The organism is Paenibacillus sp. TSA_86.1, from assembly GCF_052691815.1.
In genome coordinates this window covers 18,311-34,369 of sequence record NZ_JBQZGE010000002.1, presented here as the reverse complement: position 1 = coordinate 34,369, position 16,059 = coordinate 18,311, and the positions used below count along the sequence as shown (strand labels likewise).

The window sequence follows — 16,059 nt, the reverse complement described above, 5'->3', positions numbered from 1 at the left end:
GCTAGTTTGTTTTTCAGACAAATATGTATTATTACCCCAAGTGAACTCTGATGTATTCTTCTAGTTGGTCCAGCCATGCGTCAATTTTCTTCTTTGCTAGAGCACTGCTGAAACGCCCTAGTTCTCTCTCTCCGTAGCTTACAACCACTGTCGGGATGAACTTTACTTCCGTGTGAATGGAAGGATCGTATTCAATCCTGGAAACGTTGACCTTCTGTCGTTCCTGAGCAATCTTGTCGAGAGTCTTCTGTATGCGGCGGCAGTGACCGCAGTCGTTGCTGTAATAAAGAGTCAGGTTCATTCGTCACCGTAATTATTCGGGAACTTAGCTTGGTTGTCGTATACCTCAATGTTGCAGGCGTGATCGTCTCGTTCTCTCATATTCGTTTCCCTTTCTATTAGACGTTTAATCGCCAGCACCTGGTTATAAACAATGGTTGCTTCCGCATCTTGCTTTAAGCACCCTGTTGACTGGCTTTCTGGCGGATATAGTAGAGAACCCTTGTCGAGTAGGTGGCGGGGTCGTAACCACACACCTCAAGCAGATCCGTGATATCTTCGATGCAAAGGTTCTCATTGCGCTCCTTGGTTTCCTGAGCAATAATGGATATCTCCCGTTCATACTTGGAAGGAATCTTGGTTTTCTCTTCTTTTACGTAAGACTTACGGCTCTCGATTTTACTTCTAATTCGCGCCAAGGTACGGTTAATCGTCATCGGGTAAACGTTAAGACGTTCCGCAATCTGTGTATTGTTGTTGCTTGCATCCTCCAAGACTAAACACATAACCTTCTTCTCGAAATCTGTAAACATTGGGTCTTCCAGTAATTGCTTTACATAGAGACGATTGGTGACTTCTTCTTCAATACTTCTCTCATCCTTGTTAGTGAACTCGAAGTTATCAATACCGTCGTAGTGCTCCAGTTCATCACTGAACATCGCAATCTCTCGATAGCGTTCGACAGTCACCTTAAGCAGTTGGGACATTTCATCCTCAGCGGGTCGATACCCAAGAGATTCCTCAATCTCGGCCATCCTCTTAATGAGGTCAACTGCACCACGACTTAACCGTACAGACTGAGAGTCACTATAAAGAAGCTGATTGATTTCCCAAAGGATGGGACGCACGACGAATGTAGTAAACTTGATGCCCCGATCAAAGTCAAAGTCTCTAATCGATGTGAGTATGCCGATACATGCATGTTGGTAAAGTTCATCCTCGGTGATACGAAATTTAAATACAAGTTCCTCGACACTCCCTTTAAAGTGCTTGATGATAGAGAAGATAAAGTCTCTATTGGCTTTCAAGAACTCGCCCATGAGTTCTCTGTCCTCTTTACATGCTTTCAGGAGTTCTATATTGTGCATATCCTTCAGATTGTCTTGCCTAAGTTGTAGGTAGTTGGGACTCAGCACTAGTATTTCACCTCAAACTGTCTGTCTTCTTGCGCAGATTTCAATACGTTCTCTACCTCACCATCTGCTGTAACCACGACCCCATCCCCGGTGACTTTGAATGTTTTCTTGAAATCGCCCCACTCTAATTTCGACCCTTGAGGTTCTGCGGAGCCGCTTCCTTCCATAAAAGCTTTGTACGCAGCGTCATCCATTGTCTCGATTTTCTTGTGGGTATTAACAATACTCATTTATCTCATCTCCTTACGGTGCTTCACCGTATTATTTGCTTCATACTCTAGTAGTCGCGCTATGTATGGCAGGAGATGCGTCAAAAAGAAAAGACCCCTTTCGGGGTCTTTCTATTACTTTAGCGGATAGGTTTTCTTGCCGCTCTTGAGTCGTTTTTTGGCAGAGTCAGACGGTTTGATAAGGATTGCACGATAGGGTTCAATGACCATCGGCTCTCCGGTCTGAGGATTCTTGACATGCTTTGCGTCATAGTCCTTGGGTTCGAGATTAAAGGAATGGATAAGATAGATTTTATTGCCTTGAACCAAGTTTTCGAGAATAGTATCGAGACCTCTCCGCAGAACACGCTCAACATCATTCGGGTGAATCTCATGAAGCGCTTCGTTCTGACGGGATTCCACCTTTAAGACCTCTGTGGTCTCTCGGATTATATCTTTCAAGTGCTTATTAGCCATAGCGACAACTTCCTTTCTCGGTGCGTTACCACCAATATAGGCGACTCGCTATGGGCCAGTAACATATCTTATGTAATTACCTCTTAATTTTCACCAGTGCTTTGTTTACTCGTTAGCATAGCCCTTCATTCTTCCGAAGCGCACCGCTTTCGTCTCTATTTTTTCTAATATCCTACTAATTTGCACCTGTGAAACCCCATAGCGTTTGGATAGAGTAGACTGCTTATTGCCGCTCTGGTGGTACTCAAACCAAATGTTACGTTCACGCTCACTCAGTATATCTAGGAAGTCCTTAACAATAGTGTGGTTGACCACATCTTGCTCAAGGTTGTAGTCGCTCTTCAGTACGTCCAGTAAGGTTACTTCCACGTTGCCTGAAGCATCATTAAATAGCACCTCGCTGAGTGAACGGAACTGCGGTTTGTATTCTAGCAGAATCTTGGCTTGCTTCTCAAAAATATCAAGAGCGGCGGCTACGGTTGAAGCATCCTCTTCATACAATCCCATCTTACGGAATCTTGGATACTGTTCCTTAATCCACCGTGAAGTCTTTACCCTGTTATTGTCCCGAAGGAATTGGCGAATCTCCCCGATAATCATAGGCACAGCATAGGTAGAGAAATGAAACCCCAACTCAGTGCTGAACCTGTCTCTTGACTTCAGGAGACCCAGCATGCCCACTTGCAGCAGGTCTTCGTAATCAGCACCGGAAGAATGTTTAATCACATCAAGTAAAGCCACGTACCGCTGACATGCACTGTGTACAAGGTTTTGGTGGGTGGTCACGAACTCGTTGTCCGTCATGTCTCTTACGTTAGTTGTCATTAGACAACGTCCCCTTCAGTTTCAAGAACTTCCAACAGGATCTCGTAGGAAGGTAGGTTGATTACGGTCTCTTCAATCCAGTGCTGGAACATATCGAACTTATCTTCAGAGACCAATTTCTCTTCAGTAATGGAACTCAGGAAAATACTCTTTCCGTTAGCTTGGAAGTAAATCTCCTTCATGTGCTTCTCAGGAACTTCTTTAAGTAGCAAACCTGCGGCTATTCTGTGGTCAATGTTCATCTGTATCACGCTCCCTTTACTATCAGTAGTAGATTTATGTAGGGAGAAAGATGCGAAAGAAAAAGAGACCCGAAGGTCTCTGATTTCTTACAAGTTATCTCGATCGTTGGAAGAGGTTGTTTTGGCGTAGTTACGTCGCTTGTTTTCAAAGAAGTCAGATTGATATACCTTTAAATTAGGTCTAAACAGGTAAAACAGGAGTTAGCTTTTTTCCTGATAGCGTCGATATTTTCGTTCAATTGGATGTCCGAATTGTACAGGTCTGCGTAGCTTTCTTTCAGGGCATCCAGTTCCGCAGAGATAAGGCACTTGCCTTCTCCTTCAAGCACATTGGTATAATCCAGTCCCATATCAGAAACAGCCTTCCTGTTGTTCTGAAGGATTCCATAAACATCGCTGAACTTCATTTTCATCGTCTTGTCCTCCTAATCGTGCTGAGACGGTTTGTGTAGTCTGCCGAGAAGCAGTCCTGAAGACACTGCTTGTTACCTTCAATAGAAGCCTGAAGCCCAGGGGTGGAAGATACATCAGCGTTCATGATACGTTCCAGCAATGATTCAAGCTGATTCTTGTTTCTGCGAATTACGTCTACCGTGGCGGGTGATACATGGCGCATAGTTTGCTTCATATTCCTGATAGCACTCTCAATCATCTCTACTTGCTCTACTACAACTCCAAGAGTGTAAACATAAGTTTTTTCCATTTTATCCCTCCTAGGTAATATGCGTTGAAGGTGTCCCAGCATTTGTCGATCCACTTCACCCCGGACACTCCCTCCATCACATCAAACTATATTTATCTTTAAGGGGGTGCGACAGTTATAAGCATCAGGTTGAAGCAAGAAGTTTCTACGGATGATCTTTCTAACTTATCAACATCTCCCTTGTTTTGAGTTCTCTATAATTGTCGCTCTATGTACGTTATAAGGTGCGGGCTACGTGATATGAAATGTCAAAAGGACGTGTGCCCTTTTGTTGATTAATGGCTTCCATTTACCTTCGAGCGACGAATCATCTTCATTGCTTGCTTCTCAGCGGCACGGCGGGTGGATCGGTTATAAGCCATAAATGGGATGGACTTGTCCAGCTCTCCGGCTTTAATCAAAGAAGCCACATCAGCTACCAACAGTGAGCTATTTCCCTGAATCCTTGCGTTTTCGTGTTTGTCCATCAACAGTTTTTACCTTCTTTCGCTTGAGGGTCTTTGTAACCTAGGTGGTAGAAGCGAACTTATAGATTTGGCAGATACAATCGGGATCATCGCAACCGTTAGCGTTAGTGTTTTGTTCAGGGAGGATTTTTTGGTGCTCATAGTACCCTTGAGCTACGATAGTAATGATACGATCTCCATCGTGCATACGAATGATGGCTGAATCTCCTGCTCCGATGAAGTGGAACTTACCCGCTTCCAATTTTTCCTGTGCTGCAGAAACCAGACCATACTGAATCTCTTCGTCGGTAAGTTCTCCGGCGTTTCCGTAGTATTCAAAACCCTGCGGGAACGAAGGGACTGCAAACGCTTCCTCTGAATCAAGCGTTTGTTCAGCTAAAGTACTTTCTAATTCCTCAACACGTTTTGATAAGTCTTTATTTAACTTGACCGTCTCGTCATAGCGGGCGGCTTTCTGGATAATGGCAAGAAGGTCAGCATCGGCCATGCTAGGCACTACAGGGAAACCGAAAGGGTTAAAGGAACTTGGTTTTGTCATTGTTGTTACCTCCGTTGTTTGTATGCTTTCTCTATCGTGGTCGCTTCATACTAGTAAATCGACCTATCCAAGCTACTATTAGATAGTTGCGCTATGGGTAGACTCGCTTGCCCCCTCTTTCACCTCTTCTGCTTTTAATGTCCAGTACGTTACCTTTGTAAAGGGAATGCCGGATACCTCACCCAAGATGTTTTCGACAGCGAATACTTCACCGTCCTTTTGATACTTGCGGAATATTTTCTTGTATTCATCTTGCACATCCTTAGCCGCCTTGAGGATTATTTCCACAGGCTTGTTTACGCCATCCTCGACAATGTTACCTTTGAGCTTAGGGTCAATCTCCAACCAATCGACCCTCTTAACTTCGCCGTTGTCAAGGAAAAACTTAGCTGTTATCTGAACCTTCATGATTAATGTCACCCTCTTCGTCTGTATACTGGTAGTCTTTAAAGTCTTTAATGTGAATCTCAATGCTCTCCATCCATTCACCTTGCTCATTAAGCATCTGTTCGATCTCTATGAGTTTCTGAAGGTTATACTTGCTGACCGGAGGAACGATAGATTCCTCACCTTCGTCGTATCGTACCCACCACCTGCGGACAGTCTCGATCGTAAATGTCTGATTGATGAAGTTTCCACAGTGACTGCACCACAGCACCAACGCCTTATCACATTCCATCTCTTCGGGTGTAAAAGAAGAACGTGCCCCACATTGGGGGCACTTGTTTAAAAATCCTATCATTCATGTCACCTCTCTATAATAGTCAGCTTATGGTTAGCAGGAGTTACGAAGTCCTCTCTTCAGGTTTCAAAACTATCTTTAACCTTTTACTTATTTGCGCTCTCGACAGTTACATTGCGGGAAGGTTTAATGAAGGAAGCCAGCAATGCAATACCCGCGAAGATTTGCGGCAAAGCGGAAGCGGCAATTACGGTGTGGAAAATCGTACTCAACGTACAGGCCACGAATGAACCCGCAATGACTTTTAACCCGAACCCGATCACCCAACCTACCAAGAGAGCAAACAATGGTCTAAGTAGAATAGTAATAATAATAATTGCTGCCGCTCCTGCAAACCCGACTGCTCCAACCGCACCAATCCCCAAACCTGTTAATAACGCTCCAACTACTTTTTTCATTGTCGAATCTCTCCCTTAAAGTATTTGAAGTAATCATGCTTATCACTTAATGGCTCGTACTTGATTCCGTTGTCGGCGGGGTAAGGCTCGGTGTGAATTACTTTTAGCTCCTGAATCTCTCTAGGTATTCCATTAGGGTAAGCCGCACAGGTCATGTTCTCCCGTTCGTCCCTATTAAAGTGCTTGCAGAAAATGCAAGGAACTGTAATATCCATTACAAAAATCTCCTCTCCATTGCCACCAATTCCATCTCTTTCGTATACGTGATTTTATGAAACACGTGTTGGCACAGAGTTACCAACCCTCACATTTGAATCCACCGTACTGCTCGTACCACTCCCATATCTTCGCATCAATAGGTACTCCGGTTATCTTGGCGGTGAATGTTTCAGGCATCAACTCAATAGGAAACCACTTGGTCGCATAGTTACAAAGGTGGTTCGCAATATACGTCGATTCCGCATTGGTCAGGATTGTCTTCACTCCGTAGTTGTCAGGGTCCAGGGCAGAGTATGTATAGAACTGTTGTGCTCCAACGTTGTGATAATGAAGCCAGTGCCCAATCTCATGAATGACCGTCCTCAGTTTATTAGGAGAAGACTTCTGCCCGGTATCATATTCCATTTGAGCGATGACATCAGCGTTAGCGTAGTCATACGTCTTACTTACAACAACCTTTCCAGAGGAAGGGTCAAAGTATCCATTCGCACCATTACCGTTCTCAATCTGAATTGTTAGCTTATGCTTCTGAATCATGTCAGCGAAACCGCCGCAGGTATTCAGGAGTAATGCCAACGCTTCCGTCACATAGTTAGCGGCATCAATCTTCTTGGCGAAGTTTACTGACACTCCCAAGTTACTTGCCCACTTCTCGGCTTCAGCAACGGAAGTAAACGGTTGCCACGTAACAGGAAGCTGTATACCACCTTCCGGTGCGTCCGGTGGTTGTTGGTCTTCGGCTGGTTCTTCGGGCGGGTCAGGGTAGTTGCCTAATTCAGTTGTTCCGGTGAGAACAAGGTTAACGTCAGGCTCAGTAAGGAAGTGGAACATCAACTCAAGATTCTTTCCGTCTCCGTGTGGTGTGTGGTACTCGAACAGGAACTCTTTACCTGCCACCACCGGATGCGCTACCTGAAAGTACAAGCCTTCTTCATAATTTTTGCAGTGAATGTTCCTCGCGAGTACCCTTCCGTCCACAGTTAAATTCCAGTAGTCTTCGATGGTGTTCATGTTCGTTCTGATGGATACCGCATAAAACTCAAGGTCATGAGACATTGTAAAGGTATCCTTTAAAACCCTATCCCCGTTCGCCTTCGCAGGAATCGAGATTGCTCTACCCACAAAGTGAGGGTGAGGTTTTGTAGGGTAATAGGGCGGGTCTAGCCGCCCACCGACAGCGTATCGATTAAACATTACTGACCTCCCTCAGTCTTGAAATCAATTATCTTTGTCATCACCCTGAGACGGAACTCGCAGGTTGCTTTGAGTTCCTCTGACTATTCGATTCGGAATCACTCAAGAGTTTCCTCCTAGTGTAAAATAGCTGCTTTACCGTTCATCTGCTCAACTTGATTCATGACTTGCATCATCTCTTGAGCGAAGGTGATAATCATTGCGGCGGCTACATCAGAATCAGCTTCCTCTTGCCGACCGCCTTTCTTAGCGATGTTCTTTGCCGTGTGAGCAACCTTACCTGCGATGATTTCTGCGTATTGTTCTATTGTCATCTTCATAGCTTGTCGCCCCCTTCTCTATAGTGGTCGCTACATAGTCCCGATTAGTTGCAAATCACATGCTCGATCGTTATGCCTTGTACATATCAATAAGTAGAACTGGTATTTTATACGCTAAATGTTCCGGCTTTACGTCCGACCTGAAGTTTGTTAGATTGCAGGATGTAAAGGAGTTGAGCAGTTGTCACAGAACCGCCGAACTTACCTTCAATCTCACGAGTCAGGACATCTTGAGCACGGTCAGGTCTCGGCAGGACTGCAGCAGGTTCTTCGACCAATGTGTAGCTGTAAATACCGTCACCCAAGTTGTCAACACGAATCTTGTAGCCTTGCTTGTACAATTCTTGCAGACGTGCCGCCCAACGCTGGCTGATTTCGTACAGTTCATAGTTGGCCAATCCTTTAGAACCTGCGTTACGAAGTGCGGTCAGCACCATGGCTCGTTGAGAAGTACGCTTCTGCGTATTAGGGTTGAATTTTACTGTTGTCATGTTTCCCTAGCTCCGTTTCGATTGTTTGTTTTGCCTTACAATCACAGTAGTCTAGCTATCTTCGTAAAAAGGTGCGGTAAAATAAAAAAGACCCCGAAAGGGTCTTTTAGTTCTTTTTGGCTTGTATGCTTGAGGTTAAACTCATCGCCCCTAAAGTAGGTTCAGAAACCGAAACGGGAGGCTGGATTTGGTACGGTTCATCTCCTATAAAGGCAGTAGCGCCATTACCAGACACTGCCATTGTTACGTTTTCCCCATGATCTACCGCTTCAATGACAAGTACCGTTCTCGGGTTATCATCGTGGATCCCTCCCACCTTGGCGTAAACAGGACATCCTGCCGCAGTTAATTTACTTGCGATATGCTGAACCAGTTCGGATGTTACATGCGAATGGCTGGTCTTATACTCCCCTACGTTTAATGTGATAGGGTAATCGGTTCCGTTGACAGTAACGATGATGTTGTCGTTAGCTCCGGTTTTAATCTCTGTGTCTCGGGCAAGAGAAACGTTTCCCCACACCCTAATTCCTGAAACTGTTGCCATGTTATCGCTCCTTCCAGACTTGCTATCTACAATATATGGTACTCACCTTAGATAGTAACAAAGAAGCCGTTATTATGCGGCCTCCTCTTCCTCTTCGTCATCCTTCTCAGCGAACATACCTACTTCATACTCAATACCGAACTTGGAAAGCTTCTTCTTAACCTCTTCTTCGAAAATATCTCTCCAATCCAGAGCACCTTCGCTCATAAGACGGATTTGCTCTTGCGAGAAGTTGCCGCCCCAATAAGGTGATATCTCGATATCCGATTTGAATTGGACTCCCGCATCGTTAGGGATAACATTAGCCATAGTATCTGTAATCGATATCAGAACGGCAGGGTCAACGGTCTGAGGGACGTCGAAAATCAACTCGTCGTGTACCTGAAGGACAAGGTGGATATCATCCTTCTCAAGTTGAGACACATAGCCATTGATTACCCACTCACGACGGTTTAAGCATGTAGTACCATCTGGTCGTTTAGGGTAGAACAGTTCCACCATTGCCTTCTTGGATTGGTCAGCGCTTGAGCCTTGGATTTTGGAGTTACAACTCTGACGCTTGCACTTTTCAATTTTCCAGTGCCAGCCCGAACGCTTCCACATATCCTCCTCTTTAGCTTCAGCGATGGTCTCACCGAATCTGCGTTTACGTCCAAGAACAGTTTCAATGTAGCCCTTCTCCATAACCTCTTTGTGGGTTGTTGCTTCCCACATAAGGTAGTTAGGCATGGATGACTTAAAGCCGTCAATCAGTTCCTTTGCTTCCTTTTTACTGGATTCAATTTGGTCGCTTAAACCCAGCTCCGTAATACCGTAAATTACACCAAATACGACGGACTTGGTCTTCTTACGAAGTAACTCAAAAAATGCGGCAAGGCGTTCAATGGTCGGACGAACAATCTCCGTAGTAGAAGAGTTAGCGCCCTGCTCTTTATTGTTCAGGTAAGTTATTGCATAGATAAGTTCCTGAGAACGTTCATACTTCGTAATCACTTCTTCAATGTTGGTGCTGGTCTCTTCTTCTGAATCCCTCTTGTAACCCCGAATCGTTTCAAACATATCATAGTCGAAGCTGTAAATCTGGCACGCTACCCTACTGTGCATATCAAGCCCTAGACGGAAAATATCCATGAGGGTTTGTTCCTGAGTAAAAATAGCCAACCAGCGCAATTCCTGTTGCGAGAAGTCTCCGCTAACCAGCAGTCTCCCGCTAGGGGCACGGAAGGCGTGGCGTATCAGGTCAAATTTTGATGGGATTTGCTGAAGGTTTGGTGCTGAACAGGAAACACGTCCAGTCCTTACCAGTTGGTTGTAGGAACAGTGAATGATTCCCTCTACCGTATCGTTAGGAAGCTTATTACAGAACGCATCAATTAGCTTCGACAGCCCACGGTATTCCAGAATATAGTCGATAATTCTGTGAGTCTTATTACCAATGGTCACGGTTGCCTTCTTATTTCTAGTAAGTACCTTCTTACTTGTAGACAGCTTAGGTACTTTACGCTTCAGATCTTTGTCGTAAACCATTTCAGCCTTAAGAATCTTATGCTCTACATATAGTTTGCTGGCTAGTTGTGCGGGAGAACCCAGGTTAAACTCTTCCACTACTTCATACTCTTCCTTAAACTTAATCCCTTGTCGCTGTCGGGTTCGTGACTTCATTAGAGTAATCGTGTCGCCTAAGACGTTGAAAATCTCTGTCTTAAGTTCGTACAATTTCTCTTGTAGAACTTTACCAACAGTATCCTTAAGAAACTTGGAGTCTAGCTCTACTCCGCGTCGTTCTGCTATAGCAAAAACAGCCAGCAATGGCATCTCAACTTCTCGAAAAAGACGGTAAACTCCCTCTAGTCCAAAAGATGGATTTTCTACAATGCTTTTTTGATATCTGAACACCCAATGAGTCATGAACACGTCATGGCAAGCATAATAGTTAGCAAGCCTGTGAGGTATACGATCGAATGGAATTTTGTCGAACATGCTACCAAACTTAAAAGTTGGACGGCTAAGTTCATCATGGCTCAATTTACCCTGCTCGATTAGCCAAGGAAGAGCGTAAGAGTTGTACCATTCTTTCAGACCTTTTGGTTTATTTTCGTTTAACAATCCGCCCATAATCATCGTGTCCCAATGAATATTAAACGTAATGTCAATATCTGCCCAATTCTTGAGCGCGTGAATATCGAATTTGGCGTTTGCCATGACGATCATATCTTCATCTTCTAACAATGGTTTAAGGGCGTTTGAAACCTCCTCTAATGACAAAGCTTCAATATTGATCGACATTCCATGGAGAAAAGGCCGCATGGGTATGTTAAAATACTCTTCTGATTCAAAACCTATGGAGATTGAGATTAAAGTGTCCCGCCAGTTGTTTAGTCCATAAGTTTCAGTGTCTAGATAGACAAAGGCATCGCCTTGATACATCGTTTTATATGCTTTATAGTAGTTGACTAACCGCTGAAGTAACTCAGGAGTGTTGATGAGTGTGTAATTGTCAGGCATGACAATTGAAGATTCAATGTCTAAGATTTTCTGTTCTTTCTTAGTTAGTTTCTTTGCCTGTTTAACTATTTCTGTGTTCTTAGTGCGTAGGGTTCGGGCAGACTTTTTTTCGCCCTTAGCTATAATGTTTATGACTTCGTTATCGGACACAATGCCCCCTCCATATCGAAATAAAATTAATTTTGTGATGAATAGTATTGACTGTTGTGACTAGAATGGAAGTTTGCGTTGTGTTGCAGGTACTCCTTGTTGCTCATAGGATGGCTGACCACCTTGTGGTGCCTGATTATAAACGTAAGGTTGAGTCTGGGCACCGGCTACCAACGTTTGCATGATATCTGCAATCTCGGCCGGGCTATGTGGTGTTACTTGCGGTGTAATATCAGGCATCTGGTCGATTAATTCTTGCGTCGGGAAGTCCAGAACAGGTTTTCCAGCTTCAGGGCTTGTAACATAACGGCGAGCACTGTAGGCAGTGTCGGAAGCCCCTTTACCAGTGCGGTATAGGGTCACGAAGTTCTTAGTAGGGTCACACTCGTCAAGATTGAATTCCTGGTTCAACTTTTGAACGTGAGATTTAGCCAGAGAGACGAATTTGACTCTCTTCACTACAGGGTCATACACGCGGAACTTAATCCGCAATGCAGGATATTTGGAAGGGTTTGCTTTGCAAAGCGGGCAAATGTCTTTGCCGGGGCAACGAATGTATTTTGGTGTCAGAGCCGCTTCATAGTGCTCACGGATACCGAGCAGGTCTTCAAACCAGTCAATGAAAAGCATAGTCATCGGCTTTCCTTCTTCAAAATTCATAAAATCTGCACCGCCAGAGAGAATTGCTCCAAGACCACGAACTACTGTATTAGACATCATGTGTTTCCTCCAAATGTATTTTGTATTTGATGTTCGCTGACTCTTAATGTTAGTCGTCGTTCCATCTTCTTAAAAAGGAGCGAATGACTTTTCAAGAAATTGGATACGATATATGTAATGACATTTAATCTTCTTTTAATATTTCTTCCTTAATATTAGTAGTCGAGATATAGCTTTAGAAATCTATGTCATTTGCTTCAACTGCTAAAGAATTGAGTTCATAATAGGATATGTAAAATTATCGATTGATTATAGAGCCTGTTTTAATTACATTGTTTTACTACATAGTATGGTTGACTTACTCTAAGTGCCAGTTGTAAAATGTTTCTATGAGAACTTTTCATATATATATGAAAAGTTAAGGGACTTTAATGCAAAGTATGTTATACTTTAGAATAGAGAAATAAACAAAATACTCCTAAGCACACTTTTACTAAATAATCTATGTATACCTTATATGGCAGGTAATTTAGGCTTTTAACCCTGACATAATTTTTTCAACGTCTTCATCGCACGGGAAGCATGAGACTTGTTCAAGCCAAGCAAGTTAGAAATCTCTGTTGGCTTCATATCGATTCCTTCCTCTGTGAAGAGCATGAAATCAATGATTCGACGTTGTTGCGGTGTAAACATACAGAGATTGTTCAAATAATCCGTTTTTACGTCAGACAGACCATAGCCTATCTCTTCAGTTGCGTAAGAGAAATAATCGATAGTTGAACCATGTTCTTCATCTGCCCCATCGCAAAAATGAACATAGGTGCTGTTTTTGTTAATCATTCGGTTGTTTTTGCGGTAGTAGTCAAATACTGCACGTTGAACAACAGTATGAGAGAATGTGAATATATCTTTCTTAACTTGTCCTTTATCTATGGCTGTAAGAATACGAAGAACGGCTTCTGATTGAACTTCTTCACGGTCCTCACTTCTCACACCTTTCAGTATGAATTTGAAGATCGGTGTTAAGGAGTCAATATCGAAGTTTGCTATAGTTGTTTGAGTTGTCATGGTTAATATTCCTCCAACAGTTCCATGTGTAATGTGTTGCTAGTAATATCAGTGGTTGTTGCCTCGCCTGATTAAGATGTGATTCATTTTGTGAAGAATTTTTCCTAATTGAACATTGACCCAATCAGGTTCACGTTGTAGGTTTCGAGACGGTCTAGTAAACAAGCATTAAGTAGTTCATTGCTGTCTTTGAGCGCAGGAAAGCTAGGGTAGCGTACACGGTTCACGATGAACCCTGCCCTATCCAGTAAGATTGCGGCGTCTTTCATCCCCTTCTCGCCCGCTTTATCGTTATCTAGCATCAAATCAATCTCCTCGATGCCAGCCAACTGCAACTCCCGAATTTGATTTCCAAAAAGGATACGTCCGTTAATTGAGATTGCGGGGATATGCACCTGATAGTTGGACATACAGTCGATAGGTGATTCAACCATCCTGACCCGTCTAATTCGGTCTTTCGTTGTTCTAAGTTTGTTAATGAAATGCAAACCAAAAATAATATCCTTCTTTATCGCACTGCCTTCATTAATGAACTTAGTACCGTGATAACTGTTGCCTATCTTCCTCTTCTGCACAAAACGGAGTTTTCCGGATCTTGTCCTCTGAGGGAATACAATTGTCTCAGTTGCAGTGTCAACACAGATTTCGTAGGTTTCAAGGGTTCTGTCGTTAAATCCCCTAGAACGCATGTAATTCATGCCAGTCTGATAGAGTAGTTCATTACTAGCTCTCGAATTTTTCATGCTAGTAAGAACGCTCTCTTCAAGGTTGGGAATAACGTACTTGTTCCTGCGATTATCTATGAAGTCAACCATATCGAACGTTCGTCGTTGTTCCTCGAAGATATAGGTAGTAAGCAAAACTTTAATGCCTTCTCCTTCATCCAGATCAAGAGCGTTCTCTATTAAGGTATCTATGGTTCCTAAGTAGCCACAAAAAAAGCAGTTACAGTGATAGGGCGGTTCTTTAGAAATGCCAAAAGATGCCCTTGTTTCGGCGTGTAATGGACAGCAACTCATGACCCATTCACCCGTATCATTCAGTCCTGTGAATGCTTTAGGGTTACTGAGAACCTTCGAGAGATGCTGATAAGAGAACCTGAGCTCATCTGTTAACTCTTCAGGATCAATGTACAAGGATTCAAGAATCTCAATATTTGGATTCTCTTGTTTGAGAGAGAGATTTATCACTTCCTTTTCCCCCATATCTGGGTGGAACCAGGAGGGTGGATTTCTGCCTCCTCCTCATGAACATCGACGTGCACATTGAAGAAGTTCGGAACGTATTCGCAGTAAGCCGTTACCTCCTTACCCTCCCTATACGCTCCTAAGCTAACAGAGTTAAGATACAGTTGTACCCGCATAGGCTAGTCCCTCCCTCTCTCTTAGAAGTATTGTTCGTCAATGGAGTCATCCAGGATGGAGACGGTACCAGTGTCGAAGTCATAGCGCACAAGGAACGATTGCCCGCTTGCATTTTCACGATTTTTTATGACCAAGATTCTAAAGGTGTTGTCACTCACTTTTACGATGGAGATGCCCTTTGAAGCATCCTGTACGATGGCGAAGGTCTCCCCAATGTCTCCCGCATCTACGCTCTCCGTAATATCCCTTTTTACTTTCTTAAGGGCATCGCGGTTCGCTTGTGCGACAACTATTGCGGGCTTACCCGTATCGAGAATTAAGTCTCGGACTCCAGCCGATACATCAAACAGCCGCTGTCTAAGATCGCCATTACTCCGTGAGGTAAGTCGTAACTTGGATAATTGGTCGAGTGTCCAACGATTGTGACCTTCTCGTTCGAGTATCCGGTGGATTTCGTCAATCGTGTAAGGCTTGCCGCCGTTACTCTTAAGGTCGTAAATCGCCATGTCTTTCTTCTTCTGCTTGAGGCGGTCAACAAACTCCGCATAAGCATCTCGCTTTTCGTTAGAGAGCGTACCGCGTGTTAAAGCAAGGCGTGACACTTTCGCGAGTGTATTGTCCCAGTTATGGGCAATTTCTGACGCTCTTTGCTCCAATGCGAAGTAGGCTGGATAGTCATCATCTAATGTACTGTTCCATGCCGCTGACATCATAAAAGATGATATGAGGGTTTTTCCCATGTTTGTTGGCGCGAACACTAGAAAGTAATCGACCGCTCCATCTGTGTATTCTAGTCCGTTGGTCGCTAAATCAAGCGGTTTGAATCCAGTAGTCATTCCTATAATTTCATCTTGTGCCTTACCGTGGATTTTGTTATAAGCATCGAGACGTTCTTGAGCGTTCTTGATGTAGGAGTAGCCCTGACCGCTTAAGCCGATAGACTTCAGAAATCTTCCTGCTTCCATCTGAAGTTGTTGAATAGCCGCTGTCGTTTCCTTTTTGGCGAAAGTCTCCGAAGCAGATACCAGAATCGGTTTGAACTCCCTATAAAGAAAGTCCTCCCTCACCGCTCGCACAACATGGTCAATGTTCTCCAATTCCACTAACTCAAACGTATCAAACTTGTTCAATACCGTTTCTATTGTTGGCAGGTATCCATTGTTCTTTTTGAAGCCTTTGACGTACTCGAAGGTGTCTTTGTGTACCTGAAAATAGCCCTCAGTAATTCCTGCATCCTCGACAACGCCCCACTCTTTGACGTTTAGGATGTGGTTAAGTAGCTGAAGTTCTTCGATTGCCGCCATTGTGTTCCCCTCCCAATTTCCGATTACACTCTTAGTAGTCGAGTCATGTACGGAAAAAGGTGCGGAGGGCTTCCAGCTAAGGCTCTATGTGAATTCATTTCCCTTATCAATCACTTCTTCCACTGATAAGTAATTGGTATATTTCGGAAACAAGAAAGGAATCACCGAATACAATTAGAAAAGTAATTGCATTCGGTGAGTCCTTTAGGCCTACGGTTTTTCAT

At 43.7% G+C, this 16,059-nt stretch carries 23 protein-coding genes; all 23 read right to left on the bottom strand.

What is annotated here, in order from left to right:
- Nucleotides 1-31: 31 nt before the first annotated feature.
- Nucleotides 32-301: a thioredoxin family protein gene (locus tag ACUTVW_RS06420; protein WP_445645033.1), complete on the bottom strand. Its 270-nt coding sequence runs from the start codon at nucleotides 299-301 to the stop codon at nucleotides 32-34.
- 154 nt (nucleotides 302-455) lie between these two features.
- A complete protein-coding gene (locus ACUTVW_RS06415) occupies nucleotides 456-1,319 on the bottom strand; it encodes a sigma-70 family RNA polymerase sigma factor (protein WP_445645032.1) in 864 nt (287 codons plus the stop codon).
- A gap of 95 nt (nucleotides 1,320-1,414) precedes the next feature.
- Nucleotides 1,415-1,645, bottom strand: a complete 231-nt coding sequence (locus ACUTVW_RS06410) for a hypothetical protein (protein ID WP_445645031.1) — start codon at nucleotides 1,643-1,645, stop codon at nucleotides 1,415-1,417.
- Between the two features lie 114 nt (nucleotides 1,646-1,759).
- Nucleotides 1,760-2,101, bottom strand: a complete 342-nt coding sequence (locus tag ACUTVW_RS06405; protein ID WP_445645030.1) for an HU family DNA-binding protein — start codon at nucleotides 2,099-2,101, stop codon at nucleotides 1,760-1,762.
- Nucleotides 2,102-2,206: 105 nt separating this feature from the next.
- Nucleotides 2,207-2,926 (bottom strand): sigma-70 family RNA polymerase sigma factor, encoded by a 720-nt coding sequence (locus ACUTVW_RS06400; protein WP_445645029.1) that lies wholly within the window; start codon nucleotides 2,924-2,926, stop codon nucleotides 2,207-2,209.
- A complete protein-coding gene (locus tag ACUTVW_RS06395) occupies nucleotides 2,926-3,168 on the bottom strand; it encodes a hypothetical protein (protein WP_445645028.1) in 243 nt (80 codons plus the stop codon). The genes ACUTVW_RS06400 and ACUTVW_RS06395 overlap by 1 nt, the downstream gene beginning before the upstream one ends.
- Nucleotides 3,169-3,338: 170 nt before the next feature.
- The gene (locus ACUTVW_RS06390; protein WP_445645027.1) at nucleotides 3,339-3,581 is read right to left on the bottom strand and encodes a hypothetical protein; all 243 of its coding nucleotides are present in this window, start codon (nucleotides 3,579-3,581) and stop codon (nucleotides 3,339-3,341) included.
- Nucleotides 3,578-3,871, bottom strand: a complete 294-nt coding sequence (locus ACUTVW_RS06385) for a hypothetical protein (protein WP_445645026.1) — start codon at nucleotides 3,869-3,871, stop codon at nucleotides 3,578-3,580. The genes ACUTVW_RS06390 and ACUTVW_RS06385 overlap by 4 nt, the downstream gene beginning before the upstream one ends.
- Nucleotides 3,872-4,146: 275 nt before the next feature.
- Nucleotides 4,147-4,338, bottom strand: a complete 192-nt coding sequence (locus ACUTVW_RS06380; protein ID WP_445645025.1) for a hypothetical protein — start codon at nucleotides 4,336-4,338, stop codon at nucleotides 4,147-4,149.
- 40 nt (nucleotides 4,339-4,378) lie between these two features.
- The gene (locus tag ACUTVW_RS06375; RefSeq protein ID WP_445645024.1) at nucleotides 4,379-4,876 is read right to left on the bottom strand and encodes a hypothetical protein; all 498 of its coding nucleotides are present in this window, start codon (nucleotides 4,874-4,876) and stop codon (nucleotides 4,379-4,381) included.
- 78 nt (nucleotides 4,877-4,954) lie between these two features.
- Nucleotides 4,955-5,284, bottom strand: coding sequence for a hypothetical protein (locus ACUTVW_RS06370; RefSeq protein WP_445645023.1), 330 nt, complete (start codon nucleotides 5,282-5,284; stop codon nucleotides 4,955-4,957).
- Nucleotides 5,262-5,618: a hypothetical protein gene (locus tag ACUTVW_RS06365; RefSeq protein WP_445645022.1), complete on the bottom strand. Its 357-nt coding sequence runs from the start codon at nucleotides 5,616-5,618 to the stop codon at nucleotides 5,262-5,264. Before ACUTVW_RS06365 ends, ACUTVW_RS06370 begins: the two co-directional genes overlap by 23 nt.
- Nucleotides 5,619-5,704: 86 nt before the next feature.
- A complete protein-coding gene (locus ACUTVW_RS06360; protein WP_445645021.1) occupies nucleotides 5,705-6,016 on the bottom strand; it encodes a hypothetical protein in 312 nt (103 codons plus the stop codon).
- Nucleotides 6,013-6,231 (bottom strand): hypothetical protein, encoded by a 219-nt coding sequence (locus tag ACUTVW_RS06355; RefSeq protein ID WP_445645020.1) that lies wholly within the window; start codon nucleotides 6,229-6,231, stop codon nucleotides 6,013-6,015. Before ACUTVW_RS06355 ends, ACUTVW_RS06360 begins: the two co-directional genes overlap by 4 nt.
- 79 nt (nucleotides 6,232-6,310) lie before the next feature.
- Nucleotides 6,311-7,429 carry a hypothetical protein gene (locus tag ACUTVW_RS06350; RefSeq protein ID WP_445645019.1) on the bottom strand — a complete coding sequence of 373 codons (1,119 nt, stop codon included), beginning with the start codon at nucleotides 7,427-7,429 and terminating at the stop codon, nucleotides 6,311-6,313.
- Between the two features lie 116 nt (nucleotides 7,430-7,545).
- On the bottom strand, nucleotides 7,546-7,749 hold the full coding sequence (locus ACUTVW_RS06345; protein ID WP_445645018.1) for a hypothetical protein: 204 nt from the start codon (nucleotides 7,747-7,749) through the stop codon (nucleotides 7,546-7,548).
- A gap of 107 nt (nucleotides 7,750-7,856) precedes the next feature.
- A complete protein-coding gene (locus ACUTVW_RS06340; protein ID WP_445645017.1) occupies nucleotides 7,857-8,240 on the bottom strand; it encodes a hypothetical protein in 384 nt (127 codons plus the stop codon).
- A 106-nt stretch (nucleotides 8,241-8,346) separates the two neighbouring features.
- Nucleotides 8,347-8,784, bottom strand: coding sequence for a hypothetical protein (locus ACUTVW_RS06335; protein ID WP_445645016.1), 438 nt, complete (start codon nucleotides 8,782-8,784; stop codon nucleotides 8,347-8,349).
- Nucleotides 8,785-8,856: 72 nt separating this feature from the next.
- Nucleotides 8,857-11,439, bottom strand: coding sequence for a DNA polymerase (locus tag ACUTVW_RS06330; protein ID WP_445645015.1), 2,583 nt, complete (start codon nucleotides 11,437-11,439; stop codon nucleotides 8,857-8,859).
- A gap of 60 nt (nucleotides 11,440-11,499) precedes the next feature.
- Nucleotides 11,500-12,159 carry a hypothetical protein gene (locus tag ACUTVW_RS06325; protein WP_445645014.1) on the bottom strand — a complete coding sequence of 220 codons (660 nt, stop codon included), beginning with the start codon at nucleotides 12,157-12,159 and terminating at the stop codon, nucleotides 11,500-11,502.
- Between the two features lie 477 nt (nucleotides 12,160-12,636).
- Nucleotides 12,637-13,167 carry a sigma-70 family RNA polymerase sigma factor gene (locus ACUTVW_RS06320; protein WP_445645013.1) on the bottom strand — a complete coding sequence of 177 codons (531 nt, stop codon included), beginning with the start codon at nucleotides 13,165-13,167 and terminating at the stop codon, nucleotides 12,637-12,639.
- 104 nt (nucleotides 13,168-13,271) lie between these two features.
- Complete coding sequence (locus tag ACUTVW_RS06315; protein WP_445645012.1) at nucleotides 13,272-14,372, bottom strand: toprim domain-containing protein; 1,101 nt, start codon at nucleotides 14,370-14,372, stop codon at nucleotides 13,272-13,274.
- A 179-nt stretch (nucleotides 14,373-14,551) separates the two neighbouring features.
- Nucleotides 14,552-15,835, bottom strand: a complete 1,284-nt coding sequence (locus ACUTVW_RS06310) for a DnaB-like helicase C-terminal domain-containing protein (RefSeq protein WP_445645011.1) — start codon at nucleotides 15,833-15,835, stop codon at nucleotides 14,552-14,554.
- Nucleotides 15,836-16,059 lie beyond the last annotated feature (224 nt).

Excerpts from the sequence above, each read along its gene's own strand:
- ACUTVW_RS06415 (WP_445645032.1), bottom strand. The coding sequence starts at position 1,319 with ATGGGCGAGTTCTTGAAAGCCAATAGAGACTTTATCTTCTCTATCATC.
- ACUTVW_RS06395 (WP_445645028.1), bottom strand. The coding sequence starts at position 3,168 with ATGAACATTGACCACAGAATAGCCGCAGGTTTGCTACTTAAAGAAGTT.
- ACUTVW_RS06400 (WP_445645029.1), bottom strand. The coding sequence starts at position 2,926 with ATGACAACTAACGTAAGAGACATGACGGACAACGAGTTCGTGACCACC.
- ACUTVW_RS06325 (WP_445645014.1), bottom strand. The coding sequence starts at position 12,159 with ATGATGTCTAATACAGTAGTTCGTGGTCTTGGAGCAATTCTCTCTGGC.
- ACUTVW_RS06410 (WP_445645031.1), bottom strand. The coding sequence starts at position 1,645 with ATGAGTATTGTTAATACCCACAAGAAAATCGAGACAATGGATGACGCT.
- ACUTVW_RS06320 (WP_445645013.1), bottom strand. The coding sequence starts at position 13,167 with ATGACAACTCAAACAACTATAGCAAACTTCGATATTGACTCCTTAACA.
- ACUTVW_RS06370 (WP_445645023.1), bottom strand. The coding sequence starts at position 5,284 with ATGAAGGTTCAGATAACAGCTAAGTTTTTCCTTGACAACGGCGAAGTT.
- ACUTVW_RS06405 (WP_445645030.1), bottom strand. The coding sequence starts at position 2,101 with ATGGCTAATAAGCACTTGAAAGATATAATCCGAGAGACCACAGAGGTC.
- ACUTVW_RS06380 (WP_445645025.1), bottom strand. The coding sequence starts at position 4,338 with ATGGACAAACACGAAAACGCAAGGATTCAGGGAAATAGCTCACTGTTG.
- ACUTVW_RS06420 (WP_445645033.1), bottom strand. The coding sequence starts at position 301 with ATGAACCTGACTCTTTATTACAGCAACGACTGCGGTCACTGCCGCCGC.
- ACUTVW_RS06340 (WP_445645017.1), bottom strand. The coding sequence starts at position 8,240 with ATGACAACAGTAAAATTCAACCCTAATACGCAGAAGCGTACTTCTCAA.
- ACUTVW_RS06365 (WP_445645022.1), bottom strand. The coding sequence starts at position 5,618 with ATGATAGGATTTTTAAACAAGTGCCCCCAATGTGGGGCACGTTCTTCT.
- ACUTVW_RS06345 (WP_445645018.1), bottom strand. The coding sequence starts at position 7,749 with ATGAAGATGACAATAGAACAATACGCAGAAATCATCGCAGGTAAGGTT.
- ACUTVW_RS06360 (WP_445645021.1), bottom strand. The coding sequence starts at position 6,016 with ATGAAAAAAGTAGTTGGAGCGTTATTAACAGGTTTGGGGATTGGTGCG.
- ACUTVW_RS06375 (WP_445645024.1), bottom strand. The coding sequence starts at position 4,876 with ATGACAAAACCAAGTTCCTTTAACCCTTTCGGTTTCCCTGTAGTGCCT.
- ACUTVW_RS06385 (WP_445645026.1), bottom strand. The coding sequence starts at position 3,871 with ATGGAAAAAACTTATGTTTACACTCTTGGAGTTGTAGTAGAGCAAGTA.
- ACUTVW_RS06335 (WP_445645016.1), bottom strand. The coding sequence starts at position 8,784 with ATGGCAACAGTTTCAGGAATTAGGGTGTGGGGAAACGTTTCTCTTGCC.
- ACUTVW_RS06390 (WP_445645027.1), bottom strand. The coding sequence starts at position 3,581 with ATGAAAATGAAGTTCAGCGATGTTTATGGAATCCTTCAGAACAACAGG.
- ACUTVW_RS06315 (WP_445645012.1), bottom strand. The coding sequence starts at position 14,372 with ATGGGGGAAAAGGAAGTGATAAATCTCTCTCTCAAACAAGAGAATCCA.
- ACUTVW_RS06355 (WP_445645020.1), bottom strand. The coding sequence starts at position 6,231 with ATGGATATTACAGTTCCTTGCATTTTCTGCAAGCACTTTAATAGGGAC.
- ACUTVW_RS06310 (WP_445645011.1), bottom strand. The coding sequence starts at position 15,835 with ATGGCGGCAATCGAAGAACTTCAGCTACTTAACCACATCCTAAACGTC.
- ACUTVW_RS06350 (WP_445645019.1), bottom strand. The coding sequence starts at position 7,429 with ATGTTTAATCGATACGCTGTCGGTGGGCGGCTAGACCCGCCCTATTAC.